Origin of the sequence: Brenneria izbisi (genome assembly GCF_025840185.1) — a bacterium.
GTDB classification, from domain to species: domain Bacteria; phylum Pseudomonadota; class Gammaproteobacteria; order Enterobacterales; family Enterobacteriaceae; genus Brenneria; species Brenneria izbisi.
This window is the reverse complement of the sequence record NZ_JAMPJU010000001.1, coordinates 371,653-391,203: the sequence shown is the minus strand read 5'-3', so window position 1 is coordinate 391,203 and position 19,551 is coordinate 371,653. Positions and strand designations below refer to the sequence as shown.

The 19,551-nt window shown below is 51.4% G+C and carries 14 protein-coding genes; 8 read left to right on the top strand and 6 right to left on the bottom strand.

Annotated features, from left to right (window positions below):
• Nucleotides 1–71: 71 nt before the first annotated feature.
• From NC856_RS01785 to uspE, 7 genes are all read left to right on the top strand, one after another.
• The gene (locus NC856_RS01785; protein ID WP_264088696.1) at nucleotides 72–1,469 is read left to right on the top strand and encodes an SrfA family protein; all 1,398 of its coding nucleotides are present in this window, start codon (nucleotides 72–74) and stop codon (nucleotides 1,467–1,469) included.
• The gene (locus tag NC856_RS01780; RefSeq protein WP_264088695.1) at nucleotides 1,469–4,456 is read left to right on the top strand and encodes a virulence factor SrfB; all 2,988 of its coding nucleotides are present in this window, start codon (nucleotides 1,469–1,471) and stop codon (nucleotides 4,454–4,456) included. The genes NC856_RS01785 and NC856_RS01780 overlap by 1 nt, the downstream gene beginning before the upstream one ends.
• Entirely contained in the window at nucleotides 4,453–6,924 is a 2,472-nt protein-coding gene (locus NC856_RS01775) for a putative virulence factor (RefSeq protein WP_264088694.1), read from the top strand. The genes NC856_RS01780 and NC856_RS01775 overlap by 4 nt, the downstream gene beginning before the upstream one ends.
• Before the next feature lie 209 nt (nucleotides 6,925–7,133).
• Nucleotides 7,134–7,658, top strand: a complete 525-nt coding sequence (gene sodC / locus NC856_RS01770) for a superoxide dismutase [Cu-Zn] SodC (protein ID WP_264088693.1) — start codon at nucleotides 7,134–7,136, stop codon at nucleotides 7,656–7,658.
• Between the two features lie 226 nt (nucleotides 7,659–7,884).
• Nucleotides 7,885–8,418 (top strand): methylated-DNA--[protein]-cysteine S-methyltransferase, encoded by a 534-nt coding sequence (gene ogt, locus NC856_RS01765; protein ID WP_264088692.1) that lies wholly within the window; start codon nucleotides 7,885–7,887, stop codon nucleotides 8,416–8,418.
• 172 nt (nucleotides 8,419–8,590) lie between these two features.
• Nucleotides 8,591–9,343 (top strand): fumarate/nitrate reduction transcriptional regulator Fnr, encoded by a 753-nt coding sequence (gene fnr / locus NC856_RS01760; protein WP_113865170.1) that lies wholly within the window; start codon nucleotides 8,591–8,593, stop codon nucleotides 9,341–9,343.
• 123 nt (nucleotides 9,344–9,466) lie between these two features.
• A complete protein-coding gene (gene uspE, locus NC856_RS01755; RefSeq protein WP_264088691.1) occupies nucleotides 9,467–10,423 on the top strand; it encodes a universal stress protein UspE in 957 nt (318 codons plus the stop codon).
• 96 nt (nucleotides 10,424–10,519) lie between these two features.
• On the opposite strand, the gene pntB is transcribed toward uspE, so the two are convergent.
• Nucleotides 10,520–11,908, bottom strand: a complete 1,389-nt coding sequence (pntB, locus tag NC856_RS01750) for a Re/Si-specific NAD(P)(+) transhydrogenase subunit beta (protein ID WP_264088690.1) — start codon at nucleotides 11,906–11,908, stop codon at nucleotides 10,520–10,522.
• A 10-nt stretch (nucleotides 11,909–11,918) separates the two neighbouring features.
• A complete protein-coding gene (gene pntA / locus NC856_RS01745; RefSeq protein WP_264088689.1) occupies nucleotides 11,919–13,448 on the bottom strand; it encodes a Re/Si-specific NAD(P)(+) transhydrogenase subunit alpha in 1,530 nt (509 codons plus the stop codon).
• A gap of 577 nt (nucleotides 13,449–14,025) precedes the next feature.
• Here pntA and ydgH point away from each other — a divergent pair.
• The gene (gene ydgH, locus NC856_RS01740; protein WP_264088688.1) at nucleotides 14,026–14,976 is read left to right on the top strand and encodes a DUF1471 family protein YdgH; all 951 of its coding nucleotides are present in this window, start codon (nucleotides 14,026–14,028) and stop codon (nucleotides 14,974–14,976) included.
• A gap of 74 nt (nucleotides 14,977–15,050) precedes the next feature.
• Here the strand turns inward: ydgH and NC856_RS01735 are convergent, their stop codons facing one another.
• The 4 genes from NC856_RS01735 to sirB1 all read right to left on the bottom strand — a co-directional run bounded on the left by NC856_RS01735 (nucleotide 15,051) and on the right by sirB1 (nucleotide 19,318).
• On the bottom strand, nucleotides 15,051–15,593 hold the full coding sequence (locus NC856_RS01735; protein WP_264088687.1) for an ankyrin repeat domain-containing protein: 543 nt from the start codon (nucleotides 15,591–15,593) through the stop codon (nucleotides 15,051–15,053).
• A 67-nt stretch (nucleotides 15,594–15,660) separates the two neighbouring features.
• The gene (locus tag NC856_RS01730) at nucleotides 15,661–17,157 is read right to left on the bottom strand and encodes a catalase (protein ID WP_264088887.1); all 1,497 of its coding nucleotides are present in this window, start codon (nucleotides 17,155–17,157) and stop codon (nucleotides 15,661–15,663) included.
• A 434-nt stretch (nucleotides 17,158–17,591) separates the two neighbouring features.
• Nucleotides 17,592–18,446 (bottom strand): 3-deoxy-8-phosphooctulonate synthase, encoded by an 855-nt coding sequence (gene kdsA / locus NC856_RS01725; RefSeq protein WP_264088686.1) that lies wholly within the window; start codon nucleotides 18,444–18,446, stop codon nucleotides 17,592–17,594.
• 62 nt (nucleotides 18,447–18,508) lie between these two features.
• Complete coding sequence (sirB1, locus tag NC856_RS01720; protein ID WP_264088685.1) at nucleotides 18,509–19,318, bottom strand: invasion regulator SirB1; 810 nt, start codon at nucleotides 19,316–19,318, stop codon at nucleotides 18,509–18,511.
• Between the last annotated feature and the right edge of the window lie 233 nt (nucleotides 19,319–19,551).

The window sequence follows — 19,551 nt, the reverse complement described above, 5'->3', positions numbered from 1 at the left end:
TAAAGTATACCCTGTCGCAGATTACATTCTATTTTCTGCTTTAGGCATCTATTACAAAAGGTCTCTTTTGCGTGGCAAAATTATTTTTACGTAGTGGAAGTTTGGATGATTTTCTGGCGCTAGGCGAAAATGGGCAGCCGGTTTATGCATCAGCACTTCAGTTACGGGAAACATTACGTCTGCGAAAACAACAGCAGATTGCAGACTGTCTGGCGATCCCCCAGCCTAATGAAAATGGCGACCGAATTGACTGGTATTCGCCAGTCGAAGGCAAAATTACCTCATGGATTGCTGCTAGCGAAGAAGAACGCAATGTTGCGCTAAAACGATTGGAAAATTATCAGGCTACTGTTGCTGAAATCAGCCAGCGTGCGCAAAATGCGGAGAAAGCCGGTCAAAAGCTGTTTGGCGTTCTGCTGGCGAAAGCTATCCAGTTTCCGGGGCCGAACCATGTCTATCTGGTTGATGGAAATCCAGTACTGACCTTCTGGGGCTTCGTCAATCTGGATAAGAAATCCCGCACCGATGCGCTTGATTGCCTGCGCCCGGCAGAAAAAGAGAGTGAGCCGCTGTTTACGGTGCCCACATCCGCTTATGCGCAGCCTCCCGCGGCCCCCGCTGTTGCGCCCGCACCCAAACCTGTCGTCACGCCGGAGCCTGTTCCCGCCCCCCAACCCGCCGTTGCTGTCCGCAGTCCCTGGATGCGGATGTGGTGGCTACTCCCGGCGGCGGCGTTGGCGACGGTATTGACGTTGCAAATTCGTGGATGCGTGTCGGAACAGAGCGCCGCTTCCGAGACGGATCGATTAGCATCAGCCAGTACGCCGCAAAAACGCGTCCTGCCTTCTTCCGCCCCGCAGCCGCCGGTCAATAACGCGCCTGCTCCGGCTGAAACCACACCCGCCGAACCCGTCGTCGAAAAAGCGCCGCCGGCTGAAACCGCGCCCCCTGAAACGACGATAGCCGCACCGGTGGCGGAAACACCCGCCGTCAAACCGCCGGCCGCCAGTGAACCCAAAGACATTGCAGCGCCGCCAGCCCCGCTTCCTGAGCCCGCGCCGCCGGTGGTTCCCGCCGGGAAAGACGATCTGGTGATGCCTGCGGATGCGGTGCGTATCGGTTCCATCAAATTCCTTAATGGGACCTGGCGTGTTGCGGTTGATGCCAAAACACCGCCGATCACCGGTCGCCCGCCGAGCCTGAGATACCAAATCAAGGATGGTCGAGGCACCGCAAGGATTACGCACGGTGATGGCGTCACTTGTCGTGCGAATATTGAAGCCGGATTGATGAGCTCCGGTAATCTGATTATTAACAGCCGTTCCAGAGCGCGGTGCAGTGATAACTCCAGATTCCAGATGCCGGAAATCGTGTGTAAACAAAGCGCGGCTGGCGCGGCGGAGTGTATTGGTCGCTACAACGCCGATTCGGTCTTCCCTATGACGGTAACGCGCGAGAGTAAATCCTAATGCTGGCAACGATTACTGATTATAAACAACGAATTACGCTTATTCAGGACAGCGGGATCCAGTTTCTGGATTTCGCACTGAAACCGGAAGCAAGCATTGATTTTCCAAATAAATATGTCCGTAAAAGCGCCAACGGGCCGCTACTGCGCCTGATTTATGATGAACAGACAGACAAGTATTTGCTGCCCTCGCCCATCGGCGCGCTGCCGGAGGTGGTCAAGCCGGAACTGAGTATTCCGCTTGAGCAATCGCTGAAGTTGCTGGAAAAAATCTGGCTGCCGCTGCCTTTTTTACGCTTCAATCCGCCGCGTACCTTTATGGGCGGGCCGGATAACTGGGCGCGGATGCAAATCCTCGCGCTGGATAAGCCGGATCAGGACGGTAATACTCACCGCATCTGCCTGGCTTTTGATACCAAAGTGTATCCTGAAGGACATCCCTATGAAGCGCTGGCGCCCAATGAGAATGACATCAAAACCGGCGGCAGCTTTGCCCTGGCTTACCACAGTGATGAACTGGGGGAGTTTCTTGATCAAACCTGGGTTGACGGCTGGTTGAGGGAAGTATTCGTTCAGCAGGCCACCCGGCAGGAAAATCGGGATGCCCGTGATATCAAGGCCGCGCTCAGAGGATTTGAATATCAGGCGCACTTCATGAACCTGCTGGACATGTTGGGCAATCAACTGTCCGTGCCAGAAATTCGCATTAATACCAAAACGTTACAAGAACCCGCCGTCAATGTGGATCTGATCCTTGATGTCGGTAACTCGCACACTTGCGGTATTCTGGTTGAAGACCATGCGGATGAAAGCAATGGCCTGAAACAGACCTACGAATTACAACTGCGTGATCTGAGCGAACCGCATTACCTGTATAACGAACTGTTTGAGAGCCGTGTTGAATTTGCTCAGGCGAAATTCGGTAAGCAAAACTTCTCCGTGGAAAGCGGTCGCGATGATGCTTTCCTCTGGCCGTCAATCGTCCGTGTCGGTCGTGAGGCGAGCCGGATGGCGCTGTTGCGTCAGGGTACAGAGGGTTCAACGGGGATTTCCAGCCCGCGTCGTTATCTGTGGGATGAAGAGAGCTATGCCCCTGGCTGGCGTTTCAGCCAGCCCGATGCGCATTCGCAAAATGAGCCGCTGGCGACGGCCATGCCGCTGACCATCCTGCTCAATGATGAAGGTCAGCCGCTGTACAACCAACCGTTGGACGAGCGATTGCCCGTATTCTCCGCGCACTACAGCCGCAGTGCCATCATGACATTTATGCTATCCGAATTACTGCTTCAGGCGATGATGCAGATGAACAGCGCGGCGCAACGGCTGAAAATGATCCACAGTGCCGCGCCGCGTCAGTTGCGCAACATTATTCTGACGCTGCCCTCGGCCATGCCCAAGCCCGAACGTGAAATTTTCCGTCGCCGGATGCATGAAGCGATCGCGCTGGTATGGAAAGCTGTCGGCTGGCATCCGCTGGATGATGACTTCACTACGACCGCGGACAAGCAAAAAAGCCGCGTACCCGTGCCGGATGTGCAGATCGAATGGGACGAAGCCACTTGCGGACAAATGGTCTATTTGTATAACGAGGCCCAGGTGAATTTCGGTGGCCGCGCCGAAGACTTTTTTGCCAGTATGGTACGCCCGGATAAAGAACTGGCCGAAGGTGAGCCAGCCGGTAAAACATTGCGTATCGCGTCGATAGATATCGGCGGCGGCACCACCGATCTGGCGATTACCCAGTATTTGCTGGATGACGGCGTCGGCAACAATGTCAAAATCATTCCACGCCTGTTGTTCCGCGAAGGTTTCAAGGTCGCGGGCGACGATATTCTGCTTGATGTGATCCAGCTTTATGTTTTACCGGCGCTTCAGTCGGCATTAAAAGATGTCGGCCTAGCCAGCCCGGACACGCTAATGGCGAAATTGTTTGGCAATGAAGGCAGGATGGACGGGCAACTCACCCTGCGTCAGCAGGTGACGTTACAGATCTTCATCCCAATTGGCCGCGCGATCCTGGAGGCCTATGAAAGCTTCGATCCGCTGGACGCCAGTGCCGAAATCGAATCGACTTTCGGCGAGTTACTGACGCAACATCCGACACAGAAAGTGCTGGAATACATCAACAACGAAGTACAGCGCGAATTGCCGGTAGATGACAACCCGTTTGATATTCTGCAAGTACCGCTGATTCTCAAATTGAGCAAGCTGCACGGCGAATTTTTGTCCAACCGCATGAACATTACGCAGAATCTGCGTTTAATGTCCGAGGTTGTATCGCTCTATGCCTGCGATATTTTATTGCTAACCGGTCGTCCTTCGCGTTTCCCCGGCATTCAGGCGTTGTTCCGGCATTTACAGCCCTTGCCGATTAATCGCATGTTGTCGCTGGACGGTTACCATACCAATGACTGGTATCCGTTCAATAAACGTGGCCGTATTGATAACCCGAAATCGACCGCGGCGGTAGGCGCCATGTTGTGTCTCCTGGCGCTCGATCTGCGTCTGCCAGGCTTCTATTTCAAAGTCGGCGATTTTCAGCCCTATTCCACCATCCGCTATCTCGGCATGATGGATAGCAACAATGCGCTGACCACGGATAACGTGTATTACAGCGATATCGATCTGGATGAAGCCGATTTCAAACTGGACCCGGAAGCGAGTTTTCAGGTACGCGGTTCCCTATGCCTGGGCTTCCGTCAGCTTGATAACGAACGCTGGCCCGCATCTTCGCTGTATACCCTGTCGATCGTCGATCAGGAACTGGCGAGAAAAGTGGTTGGCGACAGCGTCCTGCGCGTCAAACTGGCGGTGACGAAAGGCGACGGTCAGGATAGCCCGGAACGGTTTGAAATCGCGGATGCCGTTCTGGAAGATGGCGCGCATGTTCCCGTACAGTATTTACGGCTTAAGTTGAACACCTTGACCGCTAACGGCACCGGCGCCACGCACTACTGGATCGATAGTGGGAGTGTATTTAGAAAATGAGACCCTTAACGCCCAAACAACTCTCAAGCCGACTCAACAACCAGTTACAAGCTGTCACCGAGGGCGTTGATCAGGCTATCGACTGGATTGAAAACACGCGCCAGAATGCGCCGCGACTGGATATGGAAGCAGACCGGCTGGTTGTCAAGCTGCGTCACCACCGCAACAAAGCAAAACATCTGGCTGACGTATCGCTCAAGGATATCGCCATTGGTTTCTTTGGTCTGTCGCAGGCGGGGAAATCTTATCTGATTTCTTCGCTGGCATGCGGCGAAAATGGCAAGCTGGAAACATCATTGGAAGGACAACAGTTCGATTTTCTGGCACAGATTAATCCGGCGCATCAGACCACGGCGCTGGTCACGCGTTTTAGCCGTCAGGCTGGCGTAAAAAACAAATCCTTCCCGGTGCAATTGTTGCTGCTCAGCGAAGTAGACATCGGCAAGATTATGGCGCATGCCTTCCTGCATGATCTCAATCAGCAAACGTCGTTCGAGGAGTTAGATGAGCATTATATTGCCGAACACCTGAAAACCCTGCTGAGACACCGTCAGCCGGAGCCGGTGGAAGGAATGACCCGCGATGAAGTGGTCGAATTGTGGGATTATCTGGCCCGTCACGACGCCAAGCGGCAAAAACAGTTGGAAACGCACTACTGGCCTGTCGCCGTGGAGTTGGCGCCTTACCTCGGCATTGACGATCGCGCCCGGTTGTTTTCCGTGTTATGGGGCGATCTCAAAACCTTAACCGACGCCTATCGTCATTTCGGTCATACCTTGCAACACCTTTCCGGTACAAGCAAGGTACTGGCGCCGCTCAGAATTCTGGTCGATGAAAACCAGCAACCCGCCAACGGCATTATTAACGGTGCGACACTGAAGCGTCTTAACACCCCATCAGACCCCGGCGTATTGGTAAGGCCGGTGATCAATGGTCGTGCGGGAAAAACCGCCGAGATATCGCTGGCGGAGTTAACCATGTTGGCGGTTGAACTCCTGATCCCGCTGCATTCACCTACCCGCGAATCCTTATTTGAACAAGTCGATATTCTGGATTTTCCCGGCTTTGGCGATATCGCCGAAGCCACTGACGATGCGCAAACGGCGGAAACCAGCAATGACAGCCACCCGCTGGCGCAAATACTGCTGCGCGCCAAACGCGCCTACCTGTTGGAACGTTATACCGATAATCAGGAAATGAACGTCCTGATGGTCTGCACCGCGGCTGGTAAGCGCGAAGATGTCAAAACCGTAGGCAAAGCCCTGGATTACTGGGTACGGCAAACGCAAGGCGAAAACGCCCAGATCCGCAGCCGACGCAAACCGGGCCTGATCTGGGCGGTTACCAAATTCGATCGCCGCATTACCCACGGCCAGAACCATGACGCCGCCGTACAGCGCTACGTCGGCAATCCCGGCGATGCCTGGGGAACCATGCTGGCGATGGATAAACGCGGCGTAACCCGCATGGCGACCTGGCTGGGAACTGAAGTGCACCGGGAAGTAAAACTTGGCCGTATCAGCGAACAACTCAGCGAAATTCAACGCGAATTGAGTGACAACCTGTTGGGGAACTGGTATCACCCCGCTGGCACCGATGATCCAGCGGAGAAACAACGCGTCGCGGAGACATTACTTAAATCATTGCAGACGCGCACCGGCGTACACGGTGAACTACTGGAGCGCCTGCTGCCTTCCCGCGACGAACTGCGCCGTCTCTATCTGAAACAGCAAGATCAACCGGAATATGGTCCGTACCATGCTGAAATTGAAGAAGCAGGCACGCCAGCCGTCAGCATCGATCCTTTTGGTGTCGGGATCGACATCGATCTGTTCGCCGACGATCCGATCGAACCTGAACCGCAGCCGCCTTCCCCGGTTCAGGCATTGGATCACGGTTATGAAGCCGGGTATGCGCATCATGTCTATCGCTACTGGATCAACCATCTACGCAACCTGCCCGACAACGCGCCATTAATTGAACTATTAGGCGTGACAAAAGCCACGGTTGAAATGCTGGTGAAAGAGCTCATCACCGCCAGCATTCGCCTGAATATCGAGAATTCGCTGGTGGGCATGCTGGTCGATTCGGAGCAACTGGGGGTACACCGTGAAAACAAAGCGGATCGTCAGGTATCCCGCGTGCTGACAGTGCTGGGTGACTTCGTGGCCTGGCTGGGCTTCCAGCAAATAGCGGAAGAATTGCGTCCTGCCAGCCGTATCAATCGTGGCTACAAGATTTTTGCCAAGCCGGAAAAACAGACCGTCAATTTCGGTGCATCTCAGCGCCTGACCAAACTGGCGTTAACGCCCACCAACAATACCGCTTTTTATATCTATGACTGGCTGGTCGGTTTGAATGAAACCATTATTCAGAATGCGGGCTATTCCGCCGCAAGGGAAGTGAGCGCTAAACAGCGCGAGCAGTTAGCCGCTATTCTGGCGCTGATTAAACCGGTGGAAAAATAATCAACTCCGCGCACAAAAATCGCTGTATTTTTGTGCGCGGTCGTTAAACAGTATCTGTTTTTACCCTGCTCTTTCCCCGGTATCATTCTGTATTTCCAATGCGTTAATTTGACGCACCGGCTGACTCAACTATCCTTTCATTCCAATACATTCATTCCAATATGAGGCGTTATCCCTGCGCAAGCAGATTCATCCGCGAGGTAAAGACGATGAAACTGAAGGCATTTATACTGACAGGCATGTTCTTTTCCTGTTCCGCATTCGCAGCCAGCACAACGGTAACCCTGAATGAAGCGTTACCGACTGGTGAGGGTAATGGCGTTGGCGAGGTAACCTTGACTGAAACACCCTACGGCCTGTTACTGACACCAAATCTGACAGGATTGCCGCCTGGTATTCATGGTTTCCACATTCATGAAAAAGGCAGTTGTGAACCCGCACAACAGGATGGTAAAGCTGTCCCGGCGCTGGCTGCCGGCGGCCATCTTGATCCTGACAAATCCGGTAAACACCTCGGCCCTTATGATAACAGCGGGCATCTTGGCGATCTGCCGGGGTTGGTGGTGCAAGCTGACGGCACCTCAACCTACCCGGTTCTGGCTCCGCGCATCAAATCGCTGTCAGAAGTGAAAGATCATGCATTAATGGTGCATGCCGGTGGCGATAACTATGCCGATAGTCCGGAAAAACTGGGCGGCGGCGGTGCTCGTATGACGTGTGGCGTGATCAAGTAATTCACCTGCTGATGCCGTAGCAAAACCCGATACGGCATCGGATTTTCAAGGTCTTCCTGCCACTTTTTTAGTGGACGAAACAATTAATAAAAATTTTAATGTGATCTATCTCCCATATTTTCCGATAAAATACGTGCTGTATTTCTCTTTTTCCTTGTTATTAATTGCTAGTTGTCGCATTTTATTTTTAATAGCGAATAATGACGGTTATAGATAAGGAATAGCGATGCAGGTTTTCTTTCTGGATAAAATGTTGACCCCAATTGGCGAATTAATGATTGTTGCGGATGAAAATAATCACCTTCAGGCAGTTGAATGGAGCGAATATGAAGAAAGATTATATCGTTTGCTCAATCGCACTCATCGCCATACCCCTTTCTCATTGCAACCACGCCATAATCCCGGCGGACTGACGGAAAGCCTGCAACGCTATTTCGCAGGAGAATTAACCGCTATCGAATCATTGCCGGTTGCATCGGCAGGCACCGAATTTCAACAGCAGGTATGGGGAGCATTACGCCAGATTCCAGCTGGAAAAATAATGACTTACGGCTCGCTGGCTGCACGATTGAACCGCCCCGCCGCATCACGTGCTGTCGGTATGGCGAACGGCTCGAATCCAATCAGCATCGTGGTGCCTTGCCATCGGGTTATTGGCGCCAACGGTACATTGACTGGCTATGCTGGCGGCGTACACCGAAAACAGTGGCTGTTAACTCATGAGGGATATTTTCCACAGCCGGATTTATTGCCGTCATAAAGAATATTTTCCATGACAAGATTTTGATCGCTAACACTTATTCCGCTAACTATTAGTCCGAATTTATAGTGAGCTCACTATTTACTGCCCTTTTCTGGGGATGAGCAGTCTTATCAGCGACGATAAAAGCTGTTAAAATTGACCGATATCAATTATCGCCTGAGCAAAGTCTATGATCCCGGAAAAGCGAATTATTCGACGCATTCAGTCTGGCGGTTGTGCTATCCACTGCCAGGATTGCAGCATCAGCCAGTTATGTATTCCTTTTACCTTAAATGAACACGAGCTTGATCAGCTTGATAATATTATTGAAAGGAAAAAACCCATTCAGAAAGGACAAGCGCTATTCAAAGCGGGCGATGAGTTAAAGTCGTTGTACGCTATCCGTTCAGGCACCATTAAAAGCTATACCATCACTGAACAAGGTGATGAGCAAATTACTGGCTTCCACCTGGCGGGCGACCTGGTAGGTTTTGACGCGATCGGCAATGCGCAGCATCCAAGCTTCGCACAGGCGCTGGAAACGTCCATGGTATGTGAAATCCCCTTCGAAACGTTGGATGACCTCTCCGGCAAGATGCCCAATCTGCGTCAGCAAATGATGCGCCTGATGAGCGGTGAAATCCGGGGCGATCAGGATATGATCCTGCTGTTATCGAAGAAAAACGCGGAAGAACGTCTGGCGGCGTTTGTTTATAATCTGTCGCGCCGTTTCGCCCAACGTGGTTTTTCTCCTCGTGAATTCCGTCTGACCATGACCCGCGGCGATATCGGCAACTACCTGGGATTAACCGTTGAAACTATCAGTCGTCTGTTGGGGCGTTTCCAGAAGAGCGGCATCCTGGCGGTAAAAGGCAAATACATCACCATTGAGAAAATTGACGCGCTTTCCGAACTGGCGGGGACAGCGCGTAACAAAGCCTAACCGATTGGCGGATCAGTGAATATTCTATTTTATTGATCCGACCCACATCATCTGTTGTCCAAAACGATTCCCTTAGGGTACTCTTAATTTACAGGCTGTGACCAGCAGCTGTTTGGAGGACCTATGGCAAAGTATCAGAACTTACTTGTAGCTATTGACCCAAACCAGGATGACCAGCCAGCACTGCGTCGGGCGGTATACCTGGTTCAGCGGCTTGGCGGCCGAATCAAGGCTTTTTTGCCCATCTATGATTTTTCTTATGAAATGACTACCCTGCTATCTCCCGACGAACGAACAGAAATGCGGCAAGGCGTCATTCAGCAGCGTACCGATTGGATTGCGGAACAATGCAAATATTATCTTGATGCAGGCGTTCCCATTGAGATTAAAGTGGTCTGGCACAATAAACCGTATGAAGCCATTATCCGCGAAGTGATTGCCGGGCAACATGACCTGCTGTTAAAAATGACGCACCAGCATGATCGGTTGGAAGCCGTCATCTTCACCCCGACCGACTGGCAGTTATTGCGTAAATGCCCTTGCCCGGTGTGGATGGTGAAAGATCAACCCTGGCCAGAAGAAGGACGCGCATTGGTTGCCGTCAATTTAGCCAGTGAAGATCCCTATCATGATCCGCTCAACATCAAGCTGGTTTCTGAAACCCTGGAACTGGCAAAACAGGTGAATCAAACCGAAGTCCATCTGGTCGGCGCTTATCCGGTTACGCCTATCAACATTGCCATCGAACTGCCGGACTTTGATCCCGGCGTATACAACGATGCCATTCGTGGTCAGCATCTGATAGCCATGAAAGCATTACGGCAAAAGTTTGGGCTGGACGAACGTGTAACTCATGTGGAAAAAGGTTTGCCGGAAGAAGTCATCCCCGATCTGGCGGAACATTTACAGGCCGGTGTCGTGGTATTGGGTTCACTTGGCAGAACCGGGTTATCGGCGGCCTTTATCGGTAATACGGTGGAACATGTTATCGATCATCTGAAATGCGACCTGCTGGCGATCAAGCCCGATGACTTTGTTTCGCCGATGACGCTTGAGGATGAAGAAAACGATGAGGAATAGCGCGGACTGATTAAATCGAGATAAATCGATAAAAAGTAAAAAGGGGCGATTATCACGCCCCTTTTGCTTTTGTTAAAACAATAATGAATCACACGCTTACAGCGCTTTCAGAATCGCCTCTACACTCTCTTTGGCATCGCCAAACAGCATCTGGGTATTTTCTTTAAAGAACAGCGGGTTTTGAACGCCGGCATAACCGGTATTCATGGAACGTTTGAACACGATAACGTTCTGCGCTTTCCACACTTCCAGCACCGGCATCCCGGCGATGGGGCTATGGGGATCTTCCTGAGCCGCCGGGTTAACCGTATCGTTGGCGCCGATAACCAGTACCGTATCGGTATCGGAGAAATCATCATTGATCTCATCCATTTCCAGCACGATATCATAAGGGACTTTGGCTTCAGCCAGCAGCACGTTCATGTGACCGGGCAGACGCCCCGCAACCGGATGAATACCAAAGCGGACGTTAATACCGCGAGCACGCAGTTTGGCCGTAATATCGTGCACGGGATATTGCGCCTGCGCCACCGCCATTCCGTATCCAGGCGTGATGATCACTGAACTAGAGTTCCTGAGCAATTCAGCGACCTCTTCCGCAGACGCTTCACGATATTCGCCCAACTCCTCGCTTTCACCCGTGGAAGACCCGTCAGTGCCGAAGCCGCCGGCGATCACGCTGATAAAGGAGCGATTCATCGCTTTACACATGATGTAGGACAGAATCGCGCCGGAGGAACCAACCAGCGCACCGGTTACGATCAGCAGATCGTTGCTCAACATGAAACCGGCGGCGGCGGCGGCCCAACCAGAGTACGAGTTCAACATGGAAACCACGACCGGCATATCCGCTCCGCCGATAGACGCCACCAGATGCCAGCCAAACGCCAGCGCGATCGCCGTCATCAGCAGCAACGCGATAACCTGCAATGCCACGCTACCCGTGTTGACGAAGGCCAACAACAACAGGAAAGACACAATCAGCGCCGCCAGATTCATCTTATGGCGGTGCGGCAGCATCAGTGGTTTGGAAGAGATCAACCCGCGCAGTTTGCCAAACGCGACGACGGAACCGGTAAAGGTCACCGCACCGATGAAGATACCCAGGAAAACCTCCGTTAAATGGATATTCACTAGCACCGGATCGGTGATTTCACCGTGATCGAGGAAGCTGTTAAATCCAACCAGCACCGCCGCCAGGCCCACAAAGCTGTGAAGAATGGCGACCAGTTCCGGCATTTCCGTCATTTCAACTTTACGCGCCAGATAAACACCGATCGAACCACCAATTACCATCGCCACGATAATCCAGCCGACATTACCGGCATCAGGCCCCAGGATGGTGGCAAGCAGGGCAATCGCCATCCCGGTGATGCCGAAAACATTCCCCTGACGGGATGTTTCGTGCTTGGATAACCCAGCCAAACTGAAAATGAATAAAATCGCGGCAACAATGTATGCAGCGGTAACTAATCCTCCAGACATGTGCTACCCCTTAATTTTTGCGGAACATTTTCAGCATGCGCTGAGTAACGGTGAAACCACCGAAAATATTGATGCTGGCAATCAATACGGCGATGAAGGAAAAGAAAGACACCCATCCGCCGTGACCGATTTGCAACAATGCCCCTACAACGATAATGCCGGAAATCGCATTGGTAACCGACATCAATGGCGTGTGCAGCGCATGACTGACGTTCCACACCACGTAATACCCCACGACGCAAGCCAGCGCGAAAACGGTGAAGTGCGACAAAAACTCTTTCGGCGCCACGTTAGCCAGCCAGCCAAACAACAGGATCGCCAATGCGAGGAAAGCATATTTCCTCCAGGGCGACGAAGGTTTGGCTTCTTCTTTTACCACCGAGGCGGCGGGCTTGGCCTGTTGCGGCTGAGCGGAAACCTGAATCGGCGGCGCCGGCCAGGTGACTTCGCCATTTTTGATGACGGTGACGCCACGAATGACATTGTCTTCAAAATCGACGTCAATCTCGCCGTTTTTCTCTTTACACAACAGTTTCAGCAGGTTAACCAGGTTGGTGCCGTAAAGCTGAGAAGACTGGGTGGGCAGGCGGCTTGGCAAATCGGTATAACCGATAATCTTAACGCCGTTTTCCGTTACCGTGACCTGATCGGCGACGGTCAACTCACAATTACCGCCCGTCTGCGCCGCCAGATCAACCACCACGCTGCCGGGCTTCATGCTCAGCACCATCTCTTTAGTAATCAGACGCGGAGCCGGTTTACCGGGGATCAGCGCGGTAGTGACAATGATGTCTACCTCTTTCGCCTGCGCCGCAAACAGTTCCATTTCCGCTTTGATAAAAGCTTCGGACATCACTTTCGCATAGCCGTCGCCGCTGCCGGCTTCTTCCTCAAAGTCGAGTTCAAGGAATTCGGCGCCCATACTTTTGACCTGCTCCTTCACTTCAGGACGAGTATCAAAAGCACGTACAATCGCGCCGAGGCTTCCGGCTGCGCCAATAGCGGCCAACCCTGCCACGCCCGCGCCGATAATCATCACCTTAGCGGGCGGAACTTTACCGGCGGCGGTGATTTGCCCGGTGAAAAAGCGGCCAAATTCATGGGCGGCTTCAACAATCGCGCGATAACCGGCGATGTTGGCCATCGAACTGAGCGCATCCATAGACTGGGCGCGGGAAATGCGCGGCACCGAGTCCATTGCCAGCACCGTCACCTCGCGGGCAGCCAGTTTTTCCAGCAGTTCAGGGTTCTGAGCAGGCCAGATAAAACTGACGATAGTACTTCCCGCGCGGGTCAGTTCAATTTCATCATCCTGCGGCGCATTCACCTTCAGAACAATATCTGATTGCCAGACTTCAGGCGTGCCGACAATCGATGCGCCAACTTGCTGATATGCCGCATCGTCAAAGCTGGCCAGTTTTCCCGCCCCACTTTCTATCGCGACCTCAAAGCCAAGTTTCAGCAACTGTTCCACCGTTTTCGGCGTTGCTGCAACCCGTGCTTCATTGGTCAACCGTTCTCTTGGTACACCAATACGCATACTGATTCCCTTTTTCGCTTATTTGTAACGAAGGTTGTTATTTTCAATGCATCTGTACAATGAACCAGCCGAGACTTATCGCCCCCTATATTTCTTGAGCAAATTCACCCATACCCGTCATACTTCAGGTTGCAGATACGCTGACTTTCCTGCCACTCGAATTATTAAGTGTATATAACCTACTGAAAATGTGATTGCTGATCCATACATAAAACGAAGTTCACAGAAAAGTCGAGTTACTACCGGGCGCGACCGCTTTTTTTGGTCATAAAACACGTTTATCGGCTTCTTTTGTAGCATTATTATTAAACTATTGTTCGGTGTTATTTCACAAAAATGATGTGTTACGCGGTTGTTAATACGAAAGTTTGTATAAATATCCCTTATGATGATAAAACAATCATTAACCGATATTATTAGTGCTTTTCTCTCTTTTGTTGAGACGAAAATAACCCCGAATGCCGCTTAAAATGCTGAAGCGTACCGGTTTATTCCGTGCGATAATCGGCGACTGTTCTGTTACATCTTGATTGCTAAGCACGTTGTAAACCCAATGCGTCAGGCGAAAGGATTTTTTATGAAGCTGAAGACTACTATTATTGCGTCCACGTTACTTTCATTATCTGCATTTTCAGCGCACGCAGCGCAAGAACTCACGCCAGAGCAGGCTGAATCTCTGCAACCCTTTGAGCGCATTTCTTTTATCGGGCGTTTTAATGCGATACACGAAGCCGTCGCCGCCGCCTCGAAACGTGCTGATAAGTTAGGCGCCGATTCGTTTTATGTTCAGAGCACGAGCGACCTGAACTCTCGTGGTAACTGGAAGGTAACGGTCGATCTTTACCATAAAGACGCGCCAAAAGTGAGTAAAGAGATTGAGTACCGTCGGTTTAACGGCGTGAAAGAACTGCCAAAAGATGTCGCTTATGGTCTGGAGCCATTCGATACGGTCACGGTTAGCGGCTTTTTCCGCAGCCAGCCGGATCTCAATGACGCCATCGCCAAAGCAGCAAAACAGAAAGATGCCGATGCTTTCTATATTGTGCGCCAGGTGGATGTGAACTCCAGCGGCGCTAATCAGAAAGTCACCGCCTACATTTATAAAGCCGATGCGCCAAAACGTCAGATTCAAAGTACGGATACGATCCCGGCGGATTCTGATGCCGGACGTGCGGCGCTGGCAGCCGGCGGTGAGCAGGCGGCCAAAGTGGAAATTCCCGGCGTCGCCACCTCTGGCAGCCCAAGCCGCAACATCGGCAACTTCTTTGAAACGCAGTCGTCAAAAGGCGGGCGCTACACTGTCACTTTGGCGGACGGTACCAAAATTCAGGAACTGAATAACGCAACAGCCGCACAAATGGCGCCATTTGATTCCATCCAGTTCCGTGGCAACTACACCAATATGACCGCCGTTTCCGAAGCCGTCGCCAAACGCGCCGCCCAGAAAGGTGCCAAGTACTACCACATCACCCGGCAGTGGGAAGGCAAAGGCAACAACATGACCATCAGCGCCGACCTGTATAAATAAACGTGCTCAAACGCAAAAACCCGCATGCGATGCGGGTTTTTTTAAGCTTAAGATCACGTCAGGCCTAAAAAACATCAATGCGTAACAAACTCGCCTTTCTTTAACCTCTGCACGCTGTTGCCATTCACATCAACCGCCTGCATATCCGCTCCTTTCGCTTTTAGCGCGTTCAGCAACTCTTCACGCTGGAATAGCGAGGCGAACATGGCGGCAGTTTGTCCGGCATTATTGCGCTCATCAGGATTACACTCTGCCGCGATTAACCGCCGTGCGATTTTAACTTCGCCTTTGAATACGGCGCCCATCAGGGCGCTATTGCCGCGCTTGTCGCGTAAACAAGGATCGGCGCCAGCCTGCAATAACTTCTCAACCGCCGCGTCATGCCCGTGATACGCGGCCAGGATCACCGCCGTATAACCCTTTTCATCCGCGACATTGAGATTGTATTTGGCTGTAATGAAGGTGTCGAGAATAGTAAGATCGCCCTCTCTGGCCGCGTTCCATAAATAGGTATCCAGCGATTGCTTTAGCGCGCGTTCATTCTGAATCTTTTCGGCGGCCTGAGCCACAGAAAAGCCTGTCGCCAAAAGACATAGCGTTAGCAATAACGATTTCATCGTTGTTCCCTCCTGGTCGCTTTATAGCCCGCGCCGGTTCATGGCGCGGACAATAAAGGTATAACGATTAATCAGACAGCTTCTCTGCCAGTTTTTGTACTGTCGACAGGTCGGCTTTGGCTACTGAGGTCAGGCGCGTACCATACTCCTGGTCGGCTTTGTAAAAATACGACAGCATAATATCGCGGCTTTTCACATCTGCCGTCGCCAGGGCTGATCCCAGACTGTTTACCAAATCTGTGCGATCTTTTTCGCTATAGGAGCGATACAACTCGCCGGTTTGCTTAAAGTTCTGCTCACGCTGGATTTTGCTCTGTGTTGTCGTTCCCTGTAACGGCAGGTGGCTGTAACGAGCAGACGTCAGTTCTTCACGCGGATACAAACGGCTCGGCTGATAATTTACGCCTTTATCCTGTGTTTTTCCGCTGTTCATGCCGCCGTCCTGATTGCCGTTGTTGACCTTATTGCGCGGCGCATTGATCGGCAGGCTCAGACCATTTGCGCCAATACGGTACATTTGGGTGTCGGCATAAGCAAAAAGACGTCCCTGAAGCAACTTATCTTCAGACGGTTCGATACCCGGCACCAGATTGGATGGCGCCATCGCAACCTGTTCGGTTTCCTGGAAGATGTTGTCAGGATTTTTATTCAGCACCATCTGCCCAATTTTACGCTCCGGCACATTCGGCCAGATTTTGGTGGCGTCCAGCGGATCGAAATCAAATGTTTTCAGCGATTCCGGCGTCAGCACCTGGATATAGAGATCCCATTTTGGGAAGTCGCCACGGTTGATTGCCGACACCAAATCGTTCGACATATGGCTGTAATCTTTGCCCTGCACCTTCTCAACTTCTTGAGGATCAAGATTTTTTATTCCTTGCCGTGTTTTCCAGCGAAATTTCACGTAGTGAACTTCACCCTTGCTGTTGACAAATTTATACGCATGTACGCTATTGCCATCCATATTCCGGTAGGTGGCTGGCGTCCCTTCGTTGGAATAGAGCAATGTCAGGGTGCGGATGGACTCAGGTACGTGGGAAAAAAAGTCGAAGCGGCGAGCGTCATCGTCCAGGTTGGTTCTGGGATCAGGTTTAAAGGCGTGAACCATATCCGGGAATTTGATCGCATCGCGGATAAAAAAGGTCGGGAAGTTGTTTCCCACCAGATCCCAGTTACCTTCCGTGGTATAGAACTTGGTGGCGAAACCTCGCGGATCGCGTAATGTTTCCGGTGAATGATTACCGTGCACCACACTGGAAAAACGCACAAAAACCGGCGTTTTGCTGCCGGCCTTAAATACCTGGGCCATCGTCAAATCGGAGATATCCGCTGTTGCGGTAAATTCTCCGTAAGCCCCGGTGCCGCGGGCATGAACCACCCGCTCCGGGATTCGTTCACGGTTAAAACGCTGTAATTTTTGCAGTAATTGCACATCTTGTAGTAACACCGGGCCGTCGTCACCCGCCGTTTGTGAATTCTGATTATCGCCGACCGGCGCGCCATTATCTCGCGTCAGGGTATCGGCAAGGCTTACCGGGCTGATGAAAAGTGCGATTAACACCATCGCCGCACTTTTTTTAAGGGGGTAAACGCTGCTCACAGGGCTGTTGCTCATAACGATATCCTCGTTTATTTGTCGTAAAGTCCATTACCCTGAAGTGTTAGCAATCGCAGCCTGGTGAAGACAAGGATCTTCTTGCCTCTACTTTCAGGGTTATTCAGGCTTTCAGCCTGAATGCGCATAACCTTACTCATATGATGACGGATTCGTAAGAGCATCTAACCTATTACATTAATAGCCAGTTCCTTAATTCCTTACTTTATATAAGGTAAATGTCCCTTGAAATAAGGATGGCGGCGTTGTTAGTGAGCGGGAAAACAGATGGTTTTATTTGATGTGGATCACATTTTCCTATTTTTCATCAATACAGCCATTGATAAAAAATATTTATAAATAACCTGCGCGCTTGCAAGCACGCAGGTGAAGCAAGAGACTACTTAGTTGCTGGTATCCAGCGCCGGGAAGCTTTTCACCAACTCATCAATGGCTTTGATCTGTTGCAGGAATGGCTCCAGCTTAGCTAAGGACAGCGCGGAAGGACCATCACACTTGGCGTTGGCCGGATCAGGGTGCGCTTCTATAAATAAACCGGCCAGACCGACTGCCATCCCCGCCCGCGCCAGTTCTGTTACTTGCGCACGACGGCCGCCAGACGCTGCGCCAAATGGATCACGACATTGCAGCGCATGGGTTACATCAAAAATCACCGGTGAACCGTTGGAAACCTGTTTCATCACATTGAAACCCAACATGTCCACCACCAGATTGTCGTAACCAAAATTGCTGCCGCGGTCACACAGGATCACCTGATCGTTGCCGCCTTCGATAAATTTATCGACGATGTTTCCCATCTGTCCGGGGCTGACAAACTGGGGTTTCTTCACATTGATTACCGCACCCGTTTTCGCCATGGCCTCCACCAGATCGGTCTGACGCGCCAGAAACGCCGGTAACTGAATGACGTCCACCACATCCGCCACCGGCTGTGCCTGATGGGATTCATGCACATCCGTAATCACTTTTACGCCGAAAGCCTGTTTTAGCTCCTGGAAGATTTTCATGCCCTCTTCCAGACCAGGCCCACGATAAGAATGAATTGAGGAACGGTTAGCCTTGTCGAATGAAGCCTTAAACACGTAGGGGATGCCCAGCTTCTGAGTTACCGTGACATAGTGTTCACAGACACGCATCGCCAAATCGCGTGATTCAAGTACATTCATGCCGCCAAACAATACAAAAGGCAAATCGTTGGCAACCGGGATATCCCCTACCTTGACCACTTTGTTCTTCATACTTTTACCTTAATGTCGGATAACTCGAAATTGAATAAATAAAAATGCGCGCGCATAAAACATCAATGCAAAATAACGTTCTTTTGCTCGATGGAATGAATCTGAACTTTGATCATTTCACTCACTGGATCTTCCGGGCATTGCTCAACAAAATAATTCAGGTCGGACAACGCGATGTGATCACAATCCAGTTGCGCGTAGATCAGCCCGCGATCGCGGATTTCATACGGATCTTCCGGGTCAAATTGTAATACCGCTTCACTGGCTCTCAGGGCCAGTTCCATCTGTTTTTCTTCCATCAGGGCGACCTTCAGCGTATCAAGCATCTTGCGCACAATAAGCACGTTCTCCGCTTCATCCAGATCTTCATCCATCAACTGTGACGATGGGCCAATATTGCCTTTCAGCCATACTTCCAGAACGTGCTCGCTCAGGGTGTCGCCATTTAGCGGGTTAATCAGCCACATCTCTTCATCCAGCCAGTCCGCCCGGAGAATCAACTGGGTCGGGAAAATCACCGGCATCAGCGGCAGGCCGAGCTCATGGGCGACATGCAGAAAGATAATCCCTAAAGAAACAGGCATCCCCTGACGCGACTCAAGCACTTTATCCAGCCACAACACATCCGAAAGCCGGTAGACCCCACTGGCACCGCCAAATCCCCAGGTGTGAAAAAAAAGCTCAATCAGTTTCTCAAGTTGCAGATCCTGTTCGAGATCATCAGCGATAACAGAACGGGCTTCATCAGCCAGTCGTTGCAGATTTTGCCGCACATCCTGAGCGGGGAAGTCACGGCGAATAGCCTGTGACACTAATACGATACCTTCACTTAACTGTGAACGGTTGAATTCAAAATCAGCAATAGAACTCATAGTTATTCCATCAGCAACAGTAACCTGGCACGCGAAATCCGTATCACCGGATAGACGCCCGCCGAGGCGAAAATAAACGCCGGCCAGCAAACCTTCTGGCTGCGTGGGCGTTTTTCCAAAGCAATCGGGCCACGCAGAAGTTAAATAATGCAGAAGTTAAATAATAACGCCAAACCGTTTTCCCGTCAGCCAGCTTTGTTCGGCAGTAAACGGATAAATTAGGATTAATGAAA

What these genes read in the sequence shown, in the direction of transcription:
- NC856_RS01780 (WP_264088695.1), top strand. Translation starts at nt 1,469, where the DNA reads ATGCTGGCAACGATTACTGATTATAAACAACGAATTACGCTTATTCAG.
- NC856_RS01775 (WP_264088694.1), top strand. Translation starts at nt 4,453, where the DNA reads ATGAGACCCTTAACGCCCAAACAACTCTCAAGCCGACTCAACAACCAG.
- sodC (WP_264088693.1), top strand. Translation starts at nt 7,134, where the DNA reads ATGAAACTGAAGGCATTTATACTGACAGGCATGTTCTTTTCCTGTTCC.
- ogt (WP_264088692.1), top strand. Translation starts at nt 7,885, where the DNA reads ATGCAGGTTTTCTTTCTGGATAAAATGTTGACCCCAATTGGCGAATTA.
- fnr (WP_113865170.1), top strand. Translation starts at nt 8,591, where the DNA reads ATGATCCCGGAAAAGCGAATTATTCGACGCATTCAGTCTGGCGGTTGT.
- uspE (WP_264088691.1), top strand. Translation starts at nt 9,467, where the DNA reads ATGGCAAAGTATCAGAACTTACTTGTAGCTATTGACCCAAACCAGGAT.
- pntB (WP_264088690.1), bottom strand. Translation starts at nt 11,908, where the DNA reads ATGTCTGGAGGATTAGTTACCGCTGCATACATTGTTGCCGCGATTTTA.
- pntA (WP_264088689.1), bottom strand. Translation starts at nt 13,448, where the DNA reads ATGCGTATTGGTGTACCAAGAGAACGGTTGACCAATGAAGCACGGGTT.
- ydgH (WP_264088688.1), top strand. Translation starts at nt 14,026, where the DNA reads ATGAAGCTGAAGACTACTATTATTGCGTCCACGTTACTTTCATTATCT.
- NC856_RS01735 (WP_264088687.1), bottom strand. Translation starts at nt 15,593, where the DNA reads ATGAAATCGTTATTGCTAACGCTATGTCTTTTGGCGACAGGCTTTTCT.
- NC856_RS01730 (WP_264088887.1), bottom strand. Translation starts at nt 17,157, where the DNA reads ATGGTGTTAATCGCACTTTTCATCAGCCCGGTAAGCCTTGCCGATACC.
- kdsA (WP_264088686.1), bottom strand. Translation starts at nt 18,446, where the DNA reads ATGAAGAACAAAGTGGTCAAGGTAGGGGATATCCCGGTTGCCAACGAT.
- sirB1 (WP_264088685.1), bottom strand. Translation starts at nt 19,318, where the DNA reads ATGAGTTCTATTGCTGATTTTGAATTCAACCGTTCACAGTTAAGTGAA.